16 protein-coding genes are annotated in these 17,979 nt (G+C 57.1%); 5 read left to right on the top strand and 11 right to left on the bottom strand.

Annotation, left to right across the window (positions count from 1 at the left end):
- Window positions 1-64: 64 nt before the first annotated feature.
- The gene (locus tag AC2TF6_RS23795; RefSeq protein ID WP_491308785.1) at window positions 65-1,405 is read right to left on the bottom strand and encodes a hypothetical protein; all 1,341 of its coding nucleotides are present in this window, start codon (window positions 1,403-1,405) and stop codon (window positions 65-67) included.
- A 230-nt stretch (window positions 1,406-1,635) separates the two neighbouring features.
- Between AC2TF6_RS23795 and AC2TF6_RS23800 the strand changes: the two genes are divergently transcribed.
- The 4 genes from AC2TF6_RS23800 to AC2TF6_RS23815 all read left to right on the top strand — a co-directional run bounded on the left by AC2TF6_RS23800 (window position 1,636) and on the right by AC2TF6_RS23815 (window position 4,312).
- Window positions 1,636-1,881: a hypothetical protein gene (locus AC2TF6_RS23800; protein ID WP_491308786.1), complete on the top strand. Its 246-nt coding sequence runs from the start codon at window positions 1,636-1,638 to the stop codon at window positions 1,879-1,881.
- A gap of 225 nt (window positions 1,882-2,106) precedes the next feature.
- Window positions 2,107-2,943 carry a sensor histidine kinase gene (locus AC2TF6_RS23805; RefSeq protein WP_491308787.1) on the top strand — a complete coding sequence of 279 codons (837 nt, stop codon included), beginning with the start codon at window positions 2,107-2,109 and terminating at the stop codon, window positions 2,941-2,943.
- Window positions 2,906-3,574 carry a response regulator gene (locus AC2TF6_RS23810; protein ID WP_491308788.1) on the top strand — a complete coding sequence of 223 codons (669 nt, stop codon included), beginning with the start codon at window positions 2,906-2,908 and terminating at the stop codon, window positions 3,572-3,574. Before AC2TF6_RS23805 ends, AC2TF6_RS23810 begins: the two co-directional genes overlap by 38 nt.
- A gap of 93 nt (window positions 3,575-3,667) precedes the next feature.
- On the top strand, window positions 3,668-4,312 hold the full coding sequence (locus AC2TF6_RS23815) for a YcnI family copper-binding membrane protein (RefSeq protein ID WP_491308789.1): 645 nt from the start codon (window positions 3,668-3,670) through the stop codon (window positions 4,310-4,312).
- Window positions 4,313-4,545: 233 nt separating this feature from the next.
- Here the strand turns inward: AC2TF6_RS23815 and AC2TF6_RS23820 are convergent, their stop codons facing one another.
- From AC2TF6_RS23820 to AC2TF6_RS23840, 5 genes are all read right to left on the bottom strand, one after another.
- A complete protein-coding gene (locus AC2TF6_RS23820; RefSeq protein WP_491308790.1) occupies window positions 4,546-5,454 on the bottom strand; it encodes a Gfo/Idh/MocA family protein in 909 nt (302 codons plus the stop codon).
- Between the two features lie 256 nt (window positions 5,455-5,710).
- A complete protein-coding gene (locus tag AC2TF6_RS23825; protein ID WP_326054952.1) occupies window positions 5,711-6,196 on the bottom strand; it encodes a dihydrofolate reductase in 486 nt (161 codons plus the stop codon).
- Window positions 6,197-6,306: 110 nt separating this feature from the next.
- A complete protein-coding gene (gene thyA, locus AC2TF6_RS23830; protein WP_491308791.1) occupies window positions 6,307-7,101 on the bottom strand; it encodes a thymidylate synthase in 795 nt (264 codons plus the stop codon).
- A gap of 223 nt (window positions 7,102-7,324) precedes the next feature.
- Window positions 7,325-8,182: a sugar phosphate isomerase/epimerase family protein gene (locus tag AC2TF6_RS23835; RefSeq protein WP_491308792.1), complete on the bottom strand. Its 858-nt coding sequence runs from the start codon at window positions 8,180-8,182 to the stop codon at window positions 7,325-7,327.
- 431 nt (window positions 8,183-8,613) lie between these two features.
- Entirely contained in the window at window positions 8,614-9,684 is a 1,071-nt protein-coding gene (locus AC2TF6_RS23840; protein WP_491308793.1) for a hypothetical protein, read from the bottom strand.
- 819 nt (window positions 9,685-10,503) lie between these two features.
- Between AC2TF6_RS23840 and AC2TF6_RS23845 the strand changes: the two genes are divergently transcribed.
- The gene (locus tag AC2TF6_RS23845) at window positions 10,504-11,352 is read left to right on the top strand and encodes a M15 family metallopeptidase (protein ID WP_491308794.1); all 849 of its coding nucleotides are present in this window, start codon (window positions 10,504-10,506) and stop codon (window positions 11,350-11,352) included.
- Window positions 11,353-11,641: 289 nt separating this feature from the next.
- On the opposite strand, the gene AC2TF6_RS23850 is transcribed toward AC2TF6_RS23845, so the two are convergent.
- From AC2TF6_RS23850 to AC2TF6_RS23870, 5 genes are all read right to left on the bottom strand, one after another.
- Window positions 11,642-12,394, bottom strand: a complete 753-nt coding sequence (locus AC2TF6_RS23850; protein ID WP_491308795.1) for a LutC/YkgG family protein — start codon at window positions 12,392-12,394, stop codon at window positions 11,642-11,644.
- Window positions 12,387-13,898, bottom strand: coding sequence for a LutB/LldF family L-lactate oxidation iron-sulfur protein (locus AC2TF6_RS23855; protein ID WP_491308796.1), 1,512 nt, complete (start codon window positions 13,896-13,898; stop codon window positions 12,387-12,389). Before AC2TF6_RS23855 ends, AC2TF6_RS23850 begins: the two co-directional genes overlap by 8 nt.
- A complete protein-coding gene (locus tag AC2TF6_RS23860) occupies window positions 13,885-14,628 on the bottom strand; it encodes a (Fe-S)-binding protein (protein WP_491308797.1) in 744 nt (247 codons plus the stop codon). The genes AC2TF6_RS23855 and AC2TF6_RS23860 overlap by 14 nt, the downstream gene beginning before the upstream one ends.
- Window positions 14,629-14,756: 128 nt before the next feature.
- Window positions 14,757-15,518, bottom strand: coding sequence for a DeoR/GlpR family DNA-binding transcription regulator (locus tag AC2TF6_RS23865; protein WP_491308798.1), 762 nt, complete (start codon window positions 15,516-15,518; stop codon window positions 14,757-14,759).
- A 382-nt stretch (window positions 15,519-15,900) separates the two neighbouring features.
- Window positions 15,901-17,970 (bottom strand): bifunctional aldolase/short-chain dehydrogenase, encoded by a 2,070-nt coding sequence (locus AC2TF6_RS23870; protein WP_491308799.1) that lies wholly within the window; start codon window positions 17,968-17,970, stop codon window positions 15,901-15,903.
- Between the last annotated feature and the right edge of the window lie 9 nt (window positions 17,971-17,979).

Here is a 17,979-nt window from a genome sequence, read left to right on the forward strand (position 1 = left end):
GAAGGATCGGTCCGTTCCACGCAATCCGCGAGTGTCCGGCAGGACCTCCGGTGACCGGTCACCGTCACGAACGGATTCTCTCCTCCAGAAAGGCCAAGCGGAATATTTGCTTGGGGCGTCCTTTGGAAACGCCGCGTTCTTCGCCGATAACGTCGACAAGCCCGGCATCCTGCCAAGCCAGCAGGAAGCGGTGGGTGCTGCGCACCGTCACGTCGAGGACGCCCGCAAGCTCCTGCGCCGTGTAATCCAGCTTCCCGAAGCGGGTTACGTACGCGACCAGCCGGCTCAGGTAAGCGGGCGTCATTCCCGCCCTCCCCGCTTCCTTGATCAGCTCGGCGTCGAGCAGGGACAGGTCGAAGCGGTTCGGCTCCGTCATCTCCAGCGGACCGATGACACTGCGATCCTCGCGCACGATGAACGTGATATTGCCGCCCGCATCTTTGGAGCGCCGCAGGGCAAGGCGGGCATGCGTACCCGCTTCGTTGGCGGAACGGCCGAAGCCGATGCCTATGCTCAGCGTGAGGTCGTGCATGAGCGACAAATCTTTGGCCAGCGGGATCGATTTGTAGCCGCCCGTCTCCCGCTCGAATATCCCTCTCGTCGTCATGAACAGAAACTCGTCCCCGCCGAGCGTGTTCAGATACCCGTCGAGATGTTCGACGTAGTCCAGCACGATCCGGTGAAGGTCCAGCTTCATCCGCTGCACTTCGTGCTCGGAGCCCGACCTGGCGGCCAGCCTTTCGAATCCGTCGATGTTGATGAACCCGATGACGATCTGGCCCTCTTTGCTCCGGCGCGTCTCCGTGGAGAGCAGCGCGCGCTGCAGCGAAATCGTCATATCGTGCTCGGTCGGGGCGATCCATTCGCTGCGCAGTCCTTCCTTCGTCAGAGCCTCCGCAACCGTCTTCATTCCCGTTAGGGCGACTGTGTCCCCCGATGCCCCTGCCCGGTGGAAGTCGATCAGCTCCTGCAAGTTGCCGTCGCTCTGTCCGCCGTAACAGACCACGTCCATGCCGTTCTCACCGAGTTCCCTCAGCGCCTTGGCTACGACAGGCTCCGTCAGTCCGTCCACGGTCAGTTTCCCGGGGGAGCCGGTATGACCGGCCAGATAGAGCGCACGGTATAAGCCCGTGCCCGTCAGCGGCACATAATGCGCCGGAATCGGGAACGCAACGCTCTGCTTAGCGAGGCGGAATGTGTCCGGGTCCGTAAAAAGCAGCACCTCGGCCTGCTCGCCGAGACGCTGAACGTCCGGTAGCCGGTGCGGCTCCCCTTCCCATTTTAAAGACAAAGGATGAAAAGAAGGAAAAGCTTTGATCGTCTCCTCCGCTTTATCGAGAAGCTCTTCCGGACCGATCAGTCCGATCACGATTTCGTCCCGGCTGGGGGGTCGTTTTATTTCCAAGCTGCACATCCTCCTTGTCCCTGGCCGGATTTCCGCTGCGATAAGCACGTACCTCGGCAATCCGCGTGTTGTAGGCGTTTACATTCTTACTCTATTCTAAAGAAAGACTTCATTTAAAGACAAATCTTTAAATTGTCTTTAATTAAATTTAATGTTCTTTCTTTTTAAAAAATGGTGTGACGAATATCACAGAGGACTTGTCATATCTTAATAGAGAGGTGAGTTTATTTATGTTTGATATACTCATATACCAGAAGCAGAAAGTTAAAGTCATCTGCGGCAATGATACCCTTACCGGTGTCATTTCCAATCACTACGAACAGTTTGGTCTCATTAAGATGGATAACGTCCTTCTGCCGATCGAACACATTCTGATGATTGAAGTTGTGGAGGAAGAGAGCGATCCGTTCTGTTATGCGGTCCTGACCGCTCAACCGATTAATAAAGGAGCTTCCTTACGGGAAATGCTCTATTGAGTGATCCGCAGCCGGCCCTTTGACCCGAGGGGCCGGTTTTGCTATGCCCGAAGGTTTTTTTTCGTCCGGAAAAGGACGCTAAACCCATTAGACGAAAGTTTCTCCAAAAAGTCGCGGTCTGCGAAGAAGAAAATTTCTCTCGCCTTGTTGCTCCGGACGCGTTACGGTATATTGGGTACATCCGTTAAGACAAGAATCATTAATCTATGCAAAGGACGGGCTTTTATGTCGCTTAAAACCCTCAAATGGCTGGCCGTTTGGACCCCTACCCTGTTTATCGGAGGATTCGAGTTTATCCGGCATGAGTTCATGCTGAGCTATATGTCCATGGAAACCGGAAACTGGTACATTACGTTCCTCACTCTCCTCGTCTCCTACATCTTCGCCACCTGGATGTTCCGCAGTATTGAGCGTACCAATAACCGGCTGGCCCGCGAAACGTCCAAACGCGCCGTCTATGAAGAACGCGAGCGGCTGGCCAGGGAGCTGCACGACAATCTCGCCCAGACGCTGTTTTTTATCAACGTGAAGCTGAAGCAGGGGAAGACCGAGGAAGCCAAAGCCGCCGTCTCCGAAATCGACCATCATCTTCGTCAGGCGATTTTCAATCTCCGGACCCTGCCCGAGGAAGGGACCTCCTTCACTCTGCGCATCGGCAAGTGGCTGCAGGACTGGGAAGTGCTGACCGGCATTGAAACCGTCCAAAATCTGCGGGCAACCGACAAAGTTCTCACAGCTGCCGAAGAAGTGCAGATTTTCGCCATCATCCAGGAAGCTTTCACCAATATCCGCAAGCATTCCCGCGCGACCCAGGCTTCTATCGACCTGGAAACGAGCGGCCCGGAATGGTCGCTCAAAATCGCCGACAACGGAGTCGGATTCGCAGAGGACGAATCCCAGCGGCACCGCTACGGCCTGACCATGATGCGCAAGCGGGCCGCCGAGCTCGGAGCCTCGTGGGAACTTCAGTCTTCGCCCGAAAACGGTACGGAGCTGTCCGTCACTTCATCAAGGAGGAAAACCCATGTCAGAGACCTGCTATCGCGTTCTCATCGCGGATGATCATCCCCTTGCCCGCCAGGCAATCCAGAGCTTGCTGGAAGACGATTCTTCATTCACCGTCGTCGGCGAAGCCTATAACGGCGAGGAAGCGATCGCCCTCTGCGGCAACCTGCAGCCGGATGTGGTGCTCATGGATATCCATATGAGCCCCGTGAACGGCCTGGAGGCGACCCGCCAGATCAAACAGCGCTACCCTCACATCCGCATCGTAATCCTGACGGTATCGGACGATGTAGCCGATCTGTTCACGGCCTTCCAGTTCGGAGCACAAGGCTATCTGCTCAAAAATATGGACCCCGACGAGTGGCTCAACTACCTGCACGCCCTGCTCGACGACAATTCCCAGGTGGCCCGCCAGATGGCGGACCGGCTTATGCGGCGCTTCCGTCAATCGGGGACACCGGCCGCCTCCGGCCAGCCCCTGCCTCAGCTTACGGCCCGCGAACATGAAATTGTCCTCTATGTCGCCGAAGGATACAACAACCGGCAAATCGCGGAAAAGCTGCTCATTTCGGAAAACACCGTTAAAAACCATATGAAAAATATTTTCGAAAAGCTCGGCATGGATAACCGCGTTCAGCTTACCGCCTATGCCGTGAAACACGGTATGTCACGAAAAGATCATAACTAGGGGGCAAAAATAGCCCAGTTGAGTCATACTTTCTCCTGTCCGCTTTGGGTACAGTAGAAGTACTACAAGATTGCGAGAGAAAGGGAGTTACTCATGAACAAGCTTAAAATACAAGCGGCCGCCGTTGTAGCCGGTTTGATGCTCTTTGCCGGCGTGGCCAGCGCCCACGTTACCGTTAATCCTGCCGAAGCGACGGCGGGTTCCTATCAGAAATTTACAGTTCGCGTACCGACGGAAAAAGATGTGCCGACTACCAAAATCGAAGTGAAATTCCCGGTAGACGCCGTATCCATCTCGCGTTTCGAACCGAAACCGGGCTGGAAATACGAAATTGCCAAAGACGGAGCGGATAAAATCACGGGTGTGACCTGGACCGCGGAGAACGGCGGCCTCACCAAAACCGAATTCGGCGAATTCAATATGCAGGGCAAAGTGGCCGACAACGCCACTTCCATCGTCTGGAAGGCTTATCAGACTTACCAGGACGGCAGCGTAGTGGAGTGGACCGGCGCCGAAGGCTCGGACAAGCCCGCTTCCGTAACGAAGGTTGCCGCTAAACCGGCCGGCGCAGGCACGGACAGCCACGGCCATACAAGCACGGCGCCGGGCAGCGCCACGGCGGCTCCCGCCCAGCAGGCGAGCGCTTCCGCGAGCAATACGCCGCTGTACCTGTCGATTGCCGCTGTGGTACTGAGCGCGGCTTCCCTTCTGCTCAGCCTGTTCAGAAAGCGCGCCTAAGCGAAGTTATGTTCCGTTTCCGTCCCGCTAGAACGGCGGGACGGAAACGGGAAAAAGCTGCGGGAATGACGATTCCGCAGCTTTTTTTATTCACTTGAAAAGACCTGAACCGCTCTTTACGGCGGTTCAGGTCTTTTTTGCGATACGAGACGGTGTGAGCGGCTTGAGGCGAAGCGATGCGAGACGTCGCGAGGCGATGTAGGCGGAGCGACCCCTCAGAGGCGAGGATCCGCCTACAGCAGCACCCGCCGGCCCGTCTCGCGGCTCTCGTTCGCCGATTCGATGAAGCGGATCACTTCGAGCGTCTCCCTTATGCCGACCGCCGGCTCGCCGCCGCGGAACAGCTCCATGACGCGCTCAAGCAGGCTCGCGTAGAAGGGCTTCGAGTCCGCGGAGATATCGACCGCGCGGCTCCCCCCTTCGCGGTGCACCACCGCACCGAACGCGGGACTGCCCTGGCGGCTGCCGCGCACGGTCCCGATGCGGCCGTCGGCCCAGACGCCGACGATCACCTCGTGCGACTCCCCGGCTGCCGCCGTGACGTGCACGCAGCCCGGGCCAAGCGCGGCGTACAGCATCTCCACCATGTGGATGCCGTACCAGAACAGGCCGGGCTGCGTCGGCTCCAGCGCCAGCGGGCCGAAGCAGTCGGCTCCGGTGACCGCTCCCTTCTCCGAGCCGCCAAGCGCTTCCGTTAAGCCTTCGCCGAAGCGGAGGGACGAGCTGCTCAGGAGCGGAACGCCGTGCCGTACGGCCAGAGCGGCGATCTCCCCGGCATCCCGCGAGCTGACGGCCAGCGGCTTGTCGACGAACACCGGCTTGCCGTACGGGGCAATCTGCCGGAACTGTTCGGCGTGTACCCGGCCGTCCGCCGATTCAAGCAGGATGGCGTCGCATGCCGCCGCAACGGCCGCGGGAGAGTCGGCGATTTCCACGCCGTATTCGCCGCGGAGTTTCTCGGTGAACCCCTGCACGCGGGAACGGCTCAGCTCGAAGTCTTCCGAGCCGCCCGGATAGGCGATCACGACCCGGCCGCCCGGCACATACCAGGGATGGCCCGGGTCGTTGAGCAGTTTCGTAAATTCGACGGCATGCGAAGTGTCCAATCCGATCATGCCGATTCGTAAACTTGGTTGCTGCACCTTTAACGCCCCCGTTCAGCTTTCCCGGCTTATGTAAGCCGCCAGGTTAGTTGTGTAGCGGTTTTTAGAAGGAACTCCGGCAAGAAGACCGGGCAGCCGCAAGCGCATGAATAACCGGCCTGCGTCCCGCTTTGTTTACCGTCCTTCCGAATGCCCTGCGCAGCCGGATCCGCCGTTACCGTGCCGGACTCCCGATACTATTCTGACGGATATGTATCCGCTTGTGATTTCGATTCCGGCACCGGCATTTTCGGCGTCACTGCGCCCGCTCGTACACCCGGAATGTGTAATCATACGGATTTTTCTCATCCCGGATACCGGGCTCGTCGGAAACAAGCGTCCATTCGCCGGGATCAATCTCCGGAAAGAACGTATCGGCTTCAAAGGTATCGTCGATAAACGTCACGTACAGCTTGTCAACGTGAGGCCAGAACAGCAGGAACACTTCCGTTCCGCCGATCACGAAAACCTCCCCTTCCGTGTAACGTTCCAGCACTTCTTCCACCGTATGGACGACTGTGCACCCTTCGGCTTTAAAGCCGCTTTGCCGGGTCAGGACAATATTTTCACGATTCGGCAGCGGGCGTCCGATTGAATCGTATGTTTTCCGCCCCATCAGGATCGGATGACCGGTCGTCATTTTTTTGAAATATTTCAAATCCGCCGGCAGATGCCACGGCAGCTTGTTGTCGATCCCGATCGCATTGTTGCGGTCCATCGCAAAAATAAAAGAAATACTCACCTGACCAACACCTCTTCCTGCGACCCATGCGAACCTTGCGGCCGTTCATGGATCATCCTATTTTCCCGTCTAATCCGGTTCGAAACGGTCTTCGCGGATAGCTCCCGCAATCAGATCGCGATCGGAGCCTTAATACCGGGATGCGACTGGTAGCCGACAAACTCGAAATCTTCATAAGCGTAATCGAAAATAGAATCCGGCTTGCGCTTGATTTCAAGCTTGGGCAGCGGAAACGGCTCTCTCGCAAGCTGTTTCTCCACCTGTTCCAGATGGTTCAGGTAAATATGCACGTCCCCGCCGGTCCATACCAGGTCCCCGACTTCGAGATCGCACTGCTGCGCGACCATGTGCGTGAGAAGCGCGTACGAGGCCAGATTGAACGGCAGACCGAGGAACGTATCGACCGAACGCATCTGGAACATGCACGACAGCTTGCCGTCCGCCACATAGAACTGGAATGCGTAATGGCAGGGCGGCAGCGCCATCTGATCTACCTCTGCGGCATTCCAGGCGCTTACGAGATGCCTGCGAGAATCCGGGTTGGTTTTAATCTGGTCGATCACTTGGGTAATCTGGTCGATAGTCCGTCCGTCCGGTGCCTGCCAAGTGCGCCACTGGGCGCCGTACACACGGCCCAAGTTACCGTCCTCATCGGCCCACTCGTCCCATATGGTGACGCCATTGTCGTGTAAATAGTGAATGTTGGTTTCACCTTTCAAAAACCATAAAAGCTCATGGATAATCGAGCGCATATGAAGTTTTTTAGTCGTCAAAAGCGGAAAGCCTTCCGCCAGATTCATCCGCATCTGACGCCCAAACACGGAAATGGTTCCGGTTCCCGTGCGATCTTCTTTGCGGGTTCCGTTTTCCTTGATATCCTTAAGCAGTTCCAAATACTTATTCATTTCCAAGCGCACCTCGAATCATCGGTTTTCCTTTTTTCCGGATAAAGTCTGTCCTTAGTATATCAGTTTCCTCCTCCCCGGAAAATGAAAAAGAACTTCTCCTTATTCAGAAAAAGTTCCCTATTCTCCGTTCCCTTCCGGCAAACCGGAAAGAAGCGTCCCCTTTCTATGAAGAGAACGCTTCTTTTATAGACCCTGAACAGCTCTGTAGAGGCAGAATCGTCTAGACTTCGGCCCAGATCCGTCTCACGTTATCCATGGCGATTTTGGAGCCTTGTCTGCACTCTTCCATGCCTTCGAATTCGATGGACAGATAGCCGTCGAAGCCGGAACGCTTCACCAGACGCAACACTTCCCACATGTCGATATCGCCCTGTCCGGCAATAGCTCCCCGGAGGTAGTTGCCTGCCGTGGTCTTGAACCAGCCTTCACCCGGATTCCGGTAAGAAGGGCGGAGATAGAAATCTTTGATATGTACAATGGAGGCAAACGGCAGATTTTTCTGCACGGAAGCGACCGGATTTTCATCCGCACACATAAAGTTGCCGATATCCAGCGTCGTCTTGAAGTTCGGGCGGGCCACGCCTTGAACGACGGTAAGCACCCGGTCGCTCGCCTGCACCAGATAGCCGTGATTTTCGATGCTGGTCGTAATCCCGTACTGAGCGGCGTAATCCGCAATCGTCCGGCACGCTTCGATCATGCGGTCCAGATTCGCGTTGAACGTACGGATGGAAACGTCTTCATGGCGGGCCACATCATGGCGCATCAGCTTAACGCCCAGCTCGGCCGCTACATCGACTTCCCGCTTCACTCGGGAAATTTCATTCTGGAAAGCGCCCTCATTTTCCGTCAGGAAGTTGGCTCCGACCGCATAATTGGAAAGCTCGATGCCTGCGGACTTCGCTTTTTCCTTGATGCTTTGCACAAGCTGGGGTTCCCGGGTAAAATCAATTTCCAGCGGAACGACTTCCATATGTTCGCCGCCGTTAGCCGCAATCCAATCCAACGCACTGACATAGTCCAACTCCCCGGCTCTGATGGCACGGTACAAACTGTAAGAGCTTAATCCGATTTTCAAAATGGGCCGCCTCGTTTCTCTGTAAGGGTTATAAGTACACCTGTATCATAGAAAACCGTTCCGCAAGAAGCAAGTTCTCTTCTTCTTCATATAGGAGCGTAATCGGCGCCCAGACCCCCTTTTTCGTAAAAATAGCCCCCTATAATCCCTCTTCCTTCCAAAAGCGGCTCCGCACGGATACCTTGTGACCGATTTCGCTGTTTCCTTTAAAAGAGACGGAGGTAATACAGGGTACGGTAAAAAGTCGTCCGGACTCTGCGTACTGCAATATGACTGGTCCTCCATTTCCCGGACGGTCGGCTTTTACCGGAGGCATCAGGTCATTCCTTCCGGCCGGTTTTTCGATGCCGTTAACGGCGGATAACGGCAAAAAATCCCCGGCTTCCATCAAGGAAACCGGGGATTTGTCTTGCGCGCGACCGGAGCGATTACTACATGCCGGAAACTTGCATTTTTTGCGAGAATTGTTCGATCGTCAGCGTATCGGTAGGAAGAGGCTGCAGGTTAGCCTTCTTGTTGATATTGCTGTACTCGGTTTTGATTTTCGTACCGACTTTGAACGTACCCTGCTTTTCATCGGTGACGTCCAGGTTCGCGTTAATTTCCTGATAAGCCGGGAATTTATCTTTATCGATAGCCGTCAAAATGTTGAATTCGTTGATTTTCAGCACTTTTTTCAGCTCGTCGATCGCCTTCTGGGTATCTTCCTTACTCGAACCGGCGGCAAGTTCTTTCTTTGCCTTCTCGATTTCGGCCGGATCGACTTGAAGCATGTCTTTATACTTGTCGCTAGATACGAGATCCAGAAGCTGCGGAGCTACCTTCTCGACAATCGTTTTGATGGTAGGTTCCAGGTTCTCGTTGGTAATCTGGAATTTCACGACTTGTTTCGCGTCTACGCTCTCGGGCAGTCCCGCGTTTTTCTTATCGACATCGACAAAGTACGTTTTTTCGTCAAAGTTGGTCGTAAAGATTTTCATCGCGTCTTGACCGAACTGCTGCTGTTTCTTCACGTCGATGGCATTTACGTTCACTTTGCCGTCCGTCGTCTGATTCAGCTCGTTGACATCCACGACGATGTATTTACCGACGGTGTCTTTCGGAATAGGCAGAAGCGGAATGTTCGGAACTTTCACATACATCTTGTCTTTGGTCATGACCATAGGCAGGGAAATCTTCATCGGCATGTCGCCTTTGAGGTTGGCTTCCAGCGTCATTTCCAGCTGCATAGGATCGGCCTGGTAAACACCTTTAGCCGTAACATCCAGGTTTTTCAGGAAGTTAGCTCCCATCGCCAAGCTCGGATCCGCTTTAAGCGCGGTTTCCGGGAAATCCAGGTTCAAGGTCATATTCATGTTGAAATCCGCACTGTTCATGGTAGAAGCAGCGGTATAGGATTCCTCCAAAGCCGTTTTCGGTGATTCTTTTTTGCCGCAACCCGCCAATACGATAGTAAAAGTCAATAGTAATACGAGTGCAGACATCCAAATTTTCTTGTTCACACGATTTCTCCTCTCTCTATCCCTCACGATAATTAAGAACATGAACGATTATAATACAGCTTTCAAAGGAAGCAAAGACAAATATTTGTATAAAGGAGGAAATTGAAGAAATCCTGCCCTATTTGGAGTTAACCCGAATGAGGAAGGTGTGAAGCGCCAGGAACGGTTTATTTTGGAAATTGACGCCCTATGCGGAGGTTAGAACCGGATGAATATCCGGGTCACATGGTTTTTCACGGTGTATGGACATACTCGGCCCGGAATAAACCGAACCTTTTCCGCAAAAAGAGCGAATATAGAGCATAACGCTTTATGGAGGAGGTAAAACCGATGGTTACAAAATGGAAGAATTGAAAAGAGCAAAGAAGGCGTCCGCTCCGTCACATGCGGCTTATGCTTATCCCCGACAATTGCTGTTGACCTTCTCTCTCTTACGGATAACGCATGAAACGAAAATGCCCTTACTCCGGACGGCGGAGTCGGGCCCCGGGCAGGAACCGCCGGGTATCCGGATTCAATCCTCGTCGGGATTTTCCCATTTTCTGGAGTATGCCTTATTGGTGATCCAAATCGTTGCCCATAATATCAGACCCGCCAAAGCCAGACCGATAATCAGAGATGCGATCATCATAGCTGCTGCCTCCCTTCTTGTTACCCCCATTGTAGCGAATGAAATGGCAAGATGATAGTGTTTTCACCGCTTAGTCACAATTGCCCCGCGTTGGGTTTTTCAACCCGCTTAAGGTATAATAAAACGTGTTGTATTTCGGGCCTGTCCCGCATAAGGATGCGCCTTTTTTAATTCAAGGAGGAACTACCATGACCCCGAAAAAAAGAATCACCCGGCTTCTGATCCTGGCTTCCGCCGTCGCGCTCTTCGCCGGCTGCGAGAACAGCAAGGAAACGGGCGGGAACTCCCCGGCCGCCACGTCGACTCCGGGTACGTCAGCGGTAACTTCGCCTTCCGCAAATCCGTCCGCAACACCGGGAAGCACGAGCAAGCCGACGACTTCGCCGACACCGGCTTCTACTTCGAAAGGAACCGGAACAGGCAAAGGAACGGATGGCGCGGAGCAGGTGGCCGCCAAGCCGGAAAGCATGACCGTGCTGGTTAATAAACAATTCAAGCTTCCGGACACGTACAAACCTTCCGATCTGGTGTACCCGGATGTGAATTTTGTATTCGCCGAAAAAATCGAAAAGCGCATGATGCGCAAAGAAGCGGCCGGCGCGCTGGAAAACATGTTCGCCGCGGCCAAGAAAGACGGGACACCGCTGGCCGGCGTGTCCGCTTACCGCTCCCACTCCACACAGACGACCCTGTTCAACCGTTACGTACAAAAGGACGGCGAGGCCGCGGCCAAGAAATACAGCGCCGTACCGGGACACAGCGAGCATGAAACGGGACTGGCCATAGACGTTTCGGGCAGCACAGGCAAATGTGCGGCCGAAGACTGCTTCGGCGGAACGCCCGAAGCCAAGTGGCTGGAAGACCACGCCCACGAATACGGGTTTATCATCCGCTATCCGAAGGGCAAGGAATCCGTCACCGGCTATCAGTACGAGCCGTGGCACCTGCGCTATGTCGGCACCCAGATGGCCAAAGACATCAAGACGAAGAACACGACGATGGAAGAGTATCTGAATGCCGTACCGGTAGCGAAGTAACGCCGGATTCTTCGCCGGATTCATCGAACGGGCAATGGAGCCTGCCGAGTCATGACGAGAAAATGCCGCCCCTTGTTTTGAGGGGCGGCATTTTTGTGCGGCCAGGCAGGCTGCTGCGGCCTGACGACGCCAGACTTGGCGGGAGATTGAAACGTCTCCGGCCTTTGGCGCGTATCAGCATAAAAAGAAAGAACCGTTTAGGAACTGCCGCTCGGAACCGGCAGTTGATTTACATAGAATTTTCGTTTGCTCCCGCAGGCAAGCGACCGGACCGTCCCGGCAGGGACGGCTAGCAATCTTCCACCACAAGCGCATAGACAATACCGGGACCGTGCACGCCGATGGTAAGGTCGTTCTCAATATCCGCCGAACGGCTCGGGCCCGATACGAAATGAATCCCGGCCGGCCTCGCTCCGGCCGCCAGCCCGTCAAGCGGACGGAGCACCTCGCCGAGACGCATCTTCATCCGGCTGGCGGGAACCACCGCGACGAGGACCGCCGGAAGCAGGCTGACGCTCCTGCCTTTGCGGGGCGAGGACATCAGCACGACCGTACCGGTATGAGCCGCGGCCCAGTCGGCCGCCACAAGCCCGATGTCGGCTCCGGCAGCGTCTGCCAGCCCGGCCTCCTTCTCCGCGTCCGAGGCATGCTCCGCGTTCCAGACGGTCAGGCGGTCGAGTCCCTCTGCCGTCTCCAGCACGGCCGCTATCGCCTCCAGCTCCGGCTGGTCCTGGCGGATGACCCGCCTCGCCTCCAGGTCGCGGATCAACTGCCGCACGAAAGCGGCCGCCTCCTCCATGGAGGCCAGCTTCTCGGCATGACCGCCCGCCTTGCGCCAGTTATCCATAAAGAGGCGGATGCGCGCGTCTTCGTCCAAATCTACGGCGTTCCAGAAGTCAGGCGCTCCCCGGAACGGTCTTGCCGGGCGCTCCGTTATCCGGGGACGCCCCAGCCGGGAGGCGATGCCGCCCAAGAACGCCTCCTGCTTCCGCCTGGACTCGGCTTCCAGCCTGTTCAGGAAATCAGCGGCGGATTTACTCATGACGGCCGCCCCCTTTCCGGCGGGCGGCCATAATCCGCTCCATGCGGCTCTTCACGTCCGCGTCCATCTCCGGCAGGCTTCCGGCGGCTTCTTCGGCGAGGCTTTTCCATTCCTCGCGGAATGTCTTCGGCGGAAGCGCCGGGGCGTAGCGGTGCGTGTTCCAGCCCTTGAGCGGACCGATTCTCGCTTTGATCACGCCGCCGCGGGCCACGAACCGCTGGCCGAATCTGCCCAGCGCCGCAACCCGCCTCAAGCGCTTGGCATCGGCCATGATATAACCGAAAGCGGACATTCCCGCCTTCTCCGCCGTATCCCCATGGCCCTTCTCGACCTTGCGGCCTCGTAAATAGACCAGCATGTCGTGCAGCGGGATTTTGACCGGACAAGCCTCGTAGCAGGCGCCGCACAAGGTCGAAGCACCGGCGATATCGTCCCACTCGGCCGTGTTCCGGTTAAGCGCCGGGGTGAGGACGGCCCCGATCGGACCGCTGTAAGTGCTGCCGTACGCATGCCCGCCGATGTGCCGGTAGACCGGGCAGGCATTCAGACAGGCGCCGCAGCGGATGCAGTTCAGCAGCTCCTGGAAATCCGGGTCTCCGAGCTGAAGCGAGCGCCCGTTGTCCAGGATGATGACATGCATCTCCTCCGGACCGTCTCCGTCCGGTTCTCTTCTCGGCCCCGAGATGACCGACATGTAGACGGTCAGCTTCTGGCCGGTGGCCGAGCGCGGCAGCAGCGTCGCCATGACCTCCAGATCATCCAGCGTGGGAATGATCCGCTCCATTCCCATGAAGGTGATCTGCGTCTTGGGGACAGTGCTGACCATCCGGCCGTTGCCTTCGTTCTCGAAGAGAACGATGGAGCCGGTCTCGGCGACGGCGAAATTGCAGCCGGTCATTCCGATGTCCGCCTCCAGGAACTTCTCCCGCAGCTTCCGGCGCACGAAGCCGGCGAGCACGGCCGTATCAGGCGGGAGCGTTTCACCCGCTTCTTCCGACAGCAGCTCCGCGATCTGGAAGCGGTTTTTGTGGATCGCGGGAATGATGATGTGAGACGGCGCTTCCCCCGCAAGCTGGATGATATACTCGCCGAGGTCCGTCTCCACCGCTTCAATGCCGAGTTCTTCGAGCGCGCGATTGATGTGAATCTCTTCGGATACCATGGATTTGGATTTCACGACGCTCTTCGCTTTTTGGTGCCGGGCGATCTCCATCGTAATCGAGACCGCCTCCTCCGCCGTTTCCGCGAAGTGGACATGGACGCCCTGCGCCCGCGCATTTTCAACGAAGGCGCCGAGGTAATAATCGAGATGAGCGATCGTATGCAGGCGGATCTGCCGTCCCCGCTCCCGCCATTCTTCCCAGTTTCCCTGCTCGGCGGCCGCGTTCAATTTGCCGGTTTTTAGACGCTCGGTCGTGAACTTGACGGCTTTCCGCAGGAAATCGTTGTTAAGCGCGATTTTCGCCCGGTCTTTCACACTGCCCCCACCGCTAGACATGCTCATCGGCCCGCCTCACTCCTTCCTCCAAAAGTTCCGCCAGATGCATGACCTTAACCGGTCTGCCTCTGTGCAGCAGATTCCCGGATATATTCATGAGGCAGCCCATATCGAGACCGACGAGTACCTCCGCTTCCGTTTCCAGGACATGATCGGATTTCTCCGCGACCATCGCGCCCGATATGTCGCTCATTTTGACGGCAAACGTGCCTCCGAACCCGCAGCAGTCCTCCGCATGCGGCAGCGGAACAAGTTTAAGGTCGCGTACATGCTCCAGCAGGGAGGCCGGTTCGTCCTTGATGCCAAGCAGCCGCGTGCCGTGGCAGGACGGATGGTAGGTGACTCTGTGGGGAAACACCGCCCCGAGATCCGTAACGCCCAGCACGCCGACGAGAAATTGCGTAAACTCGTACGTTTTCTCCCGGAGAGCTTCCGCCTTGGCCAGCAGCTCCGGATCGTCCTGAAACAGTTTCGGATAATAATGCTGAACCATGCCCGTGCACGAGCCGGAAGGCGACAAGACAAAGTCGCTGTCGTCAAACGCTTCCAGCAGAGTCCGGGCCGACTTACGCGCATCGTCCCAGTAGCCGCTGTTAAAAGCCGGCTGTCCGCAGCAGGTCTGCACCTCCGGAAAATGGACCCGGATGCCGTACCGGGCGAGCAGCCGCACCATCGCCTGCCCGACCCGGGGATACACGAGGTCGCTCAAACAGGTGATAAATAAGGAAACCTTCAAGATGAATCGCCCCTTTCGGTTGAAAGCGCTCTCTTTTATATAGAAGAAATACGTCGTGATGATTGAAAAAAAGCCCTTTCCGCTCCGCGAATAAGATGGGGAACGGGCAGGGCGGATACGGCGGCGGCTCAGGAAAGCCGGGTAACCTTTACGCCTTTCTCGCGCAGGGCTTCCAAGCTGTCCGCGCTCGTCGCCGAATCGGTGATGACATGCCCGATCCGCTCCCATGAAGCGACTTGGGCAAACGACTGCAGACCGAACTTGCTGTGGTCCGCCAGCAAAAAAACTTCGTCGGAAATGGCGACCATTTTGGCTTTGACCAGTGCCTGCAGCTCGCTCGATTCGGAAATGCCGCGCGACGCATGCACGCCTTTGCACGACAGGAACGCTTTATCGACATGGTACGTATCCAGGGAGCGTTCGGCCAGCGGACCGGCGTAGGAAAGCGACTGCGGAAGAAGACGGCCTCCGGTGGAAACGACCTGTATTTTCTCCTTGGAGCTGAGCTCCACGGCGACTTGGATCGAGTTGGTCAGCACCGTAAGCGGTTCGTCCGGCAAAATTTGCGCCATATACCACGCCGTCGTGCTCGCATCGAGTATGATCCGGTCGTTCTCCCGGATATGCTTGACGGCTTCCCGGGCGATGCTCCGCTTGAGGTCCGCGTGCACCGTTTCCCGTTCTTTGAACGGAATCTCGGGCTGGGATTCTCTCACGCGGACCGCTCCGCCGTGACTGCGCATCAGCCGGCCTTCGCTCTCCAGCTTGTCGAGATCGCGCCGGATCGTTTCCTCGGTGACTCCGCACAGCTCGCTGAGCTCCGTCACCCGTATGCTTCCTCTTTCATTGACCAGCGCGAGTATTTTCTGCCATCTTTCCGCTACAAGCATCGTGCATCCTCATTTCATGGTTCCATTCTTGCCGAGGCGGGCCTGTTCTTCTGCCGTACGCACGGATGCAGGCATAGTCCGGGCTTCGCCTCTGTTTCTTTTATTGTACAATATCGGACGGGAAGGGACTAGACGAACGGCCTTCGGGCGGCCGCCTACGCCTCTCGAAGGCCGCGGCGGCACAGGCGGGCCGGGGCAGGCACGACGATGGCCGTGTGCAAACGAGGCGGCATTAACCGGGGCGGCGTCACGGCCGTATGCCACGAGGCGGCATCAACGAGGCGGCGTCACGACCGTATGCGGCGAGCCTACATCACCCGGCACAACGTTCCGTCCCTCCGCCACGAGGCAGCTTAGGCGGGTTCGCCGCGCCTCCCTCCGGCTATCGCGTAAACGCCGCCGGAACGCCGCCGTCCACGGTCAGCATGCAGCCGGTCGTCTTCTCCGATTTCGACGAGGCGAAGTAGACGATCGCTTCCGCGATATCCTGCGGATAGACGTTCACGAGCAGCGTCGTCCGCCGGCGGTAATACTCCTCCAGCTGATCCGGCTCGATGCCGTAAGCCGCGGCGCGTTCGCTGCGCCAGCCGGAATTCCAGATGGCCGAACCCTGAAGAACGGCGTCCGGCAGCACCGAATTGACGCGGATGCCGTAGGCGCCTCCCTCGGCGGCAACGCAGCGCGCCAGGTGGATTTCGGCGGCCTTGGCAGTGCTGTAGGCGGAAGCGTTTTTGCCCGCGTAGACGGAATTTTTCGAGCCGACGAATACCATGCTGCCGCCGGTTCCCTGAACCTTCATGATCTTGAACGCTTCCCTCGCTACGAGGAAATAGCCCGTTCCCAGTACGTTCATGTTCAGGTTCCATTCTTTCAGTGTCGTATCTTCAAACGGACTCGATGTCGCCAGGCCGGCGTTGTTCACGATAATGTCCACCCCCCCGAAGGCAAGGACGGTTTCCTTGTATGCTTCCGCGACCTGTTCTTCGCGTGTAACGTCCATTGCGGCGGCTATGACGCGTCCTTGCCCGTACTGCCGGTTAAGCTCCGCCGCCAGCGTCTGCGCCCCCTCCAGATTCAGGTCGGCCAGCACGACGTGGGCGCCGCCCTTCAGCAGCTCGCGGGCGGCCGCGCCGCCTATGCCCCCCGCTCCGCCGGTAATGAACGCCACTTTCCGGGAGAATTCGGCTTCCGCCGGGGCAAGTGTCAGCTTGTACAGCTCCAGCGGCCAATATTCAACGTTATAGGACTCGTTTTCACTCAGCGATACGAAGTTTCCGAGCGCGGTCGCCCCCCTCATCACGGCGATGGCACGATGGTAAAGGGCGCCGCTCACTTGGGCCATTGCCCGACTTTTGCCCGTATTCACCATCCCGAGGCCGGGAATCAGAATCACTCTCGGCGCCGCCTCGAACATCACGTCACCCTCGTTCCTGTTGCGTTCGAAGTAGGCCTCGTACGTTTCCTTGTAAGCGGCGATGCCGGACTTCAGCGCTTCGATAAGGGCCGGAACATCAGCTTCGGCGGGATTCCAATCCACGTAGAGCGGCTTCATCTTCGTATGAACGAGATGGTCCGGACAGGCGGCCCCCACCTGCGAAAGCGCCTGCGCCTCGCGGCTGTTCACGAAAGCCAGTACATCTTCTCCGGCATCGGCCGTCAGCAGCATCTTCCGTTCTCCGCCGACAGCTCCGCGGATGACCGGCAGCACCTGCGCGAGGATCTCTCTGCGTGCGGAATCCGCCAGCGTTTCGTACTTCGCGCCGCCGAACAGCGCAGCGCGGTTCACGCGCGATTCGATGAAATTTTCCGCCTCCGAGATAATTTCGATCGTCTTCTTGTAGCAGGCCGCCGACGTCTCCCCCCAGGTGACCAGTCCGTGCTTTTCCATCAGGACAAGCTCGGCGGCCGGGTTGCCGCGTACGCCTTCGGCGATCATTTTCGAAAGGGTGAAACCGGGACGCACATAGGGCACCCAGACAAACCGGTCGCCGTATATTTCGTGCGCCAGCTCTTTGCCGTTATCCGCGCAGCAAAGGGCGATGATAGCATCGGGATGCGTATGGTCCACATGCTTAAAAGGAAGAAATGCATGCAGCAGCGTTTCGATCGAAGCCCGCGGGTGGCGACTGTCCACCATGCAGTGTCCCAGATAGGCGACCATTTCTTCGTCGGTCATCTCTTCCCGCTCCATAAGCGGACGAATATCGTCCAGGCGCAGGCTCGTGAAATTTTCCGCTTTCATGGACGCAAGGTCCGAGCCGCTGCCTTTTACCCACATGACCTCGATTTCCCGCCCGCGAAAATCCGTGACCGCCGTTTTGGCCGAGGTATTTCCGCCGCCCCAGTTGGCGACCGTGCGGTCAAACCCGAGCAAGTTCGACCGGTACACCAGTTCGTCCAAACCTTTCTTAACGCCTACCGCGATTTCCGCATCCCATAAATTTGCCGTCATTTTGTGCTC

It is taken from the genome of Paenibacillus sp. JNUCC 35, assembly GCF_058269095.1.

Bases quoted from the DNA above. Each gene is read 5' to 3' on its own strand.
- AC2TF6_RS23805 (WP_491308787.1), top strand. From the start codon at position 2,107: ATGTCGCTTAAAACCCTCAAATGGCTGGCCGTTTGGACCCCTACCCTG.
- AC2TF6_RS23815 (WP_491308789.1), top strand. From the start codon at position 3,668: ATGAACAAGCTTAAAATACAAGCGGCCGCCGTTGTAGCCGGTTTGATG.
- AC2TF6_RS23855 (WP_491308796.1), bottom strand. From the start codon at position 13,898: ATGAGCATGTCTAGCGGTGGGGGCAGTGTGAAAGACCGGGCGAAAATC.
- AC2TF6_RS23870 (WP_491308799.1), bottom strand. From the start codon at position 17,970: ATGACGGCAAATTTATGGGATGCGGAAATCGCGGTAGGCGTTAAGAAA.
- AC2TF6_RS23850 (WP_491308795.1), bottom strand. From the start codon at position 12,394: ATGAGTAAATCCGCCGCTGATTTCCTGAACAGGCTGGAAGCCGAGTCC.
- AC2TF6_RS23800 (WP_491308786.1), top strand. From the start codon at position 1,636: ATGTTTGATATACTCATATACCAGAAGCAGAAAGTTAAAGTCATCTGC.
- AC2TF6_RS23865 (WP_491308798.1), bottom strand. From the start codon at position 15,518: ATGCTTGTAGCGGAAAGATGGCAGAAAATACTCGCGCTGGTCAATGAA.
- thyA (WP_491308791.1), bottom strand. From the start codon at position 7,101: ATGAATAAGTATTTGGAACTGCTTAAGGATATCAAGGAAAACGGAACC.
- AC2TF6_RS23845 (WP_491308794.1), top strand. From the start codon at position 10,504: ATGACCCCGAAAAAAAGAATCACCCGGCTTCTGATCCTGGCTTCCGCC.
- AC2TF6_RS23810 (WP_491308788.1), top strand. From the start codon at position 2,906: ATGTCAGAGACCTGCTATCGCGTTCTCATCGCGGATGATCATCCCCTT.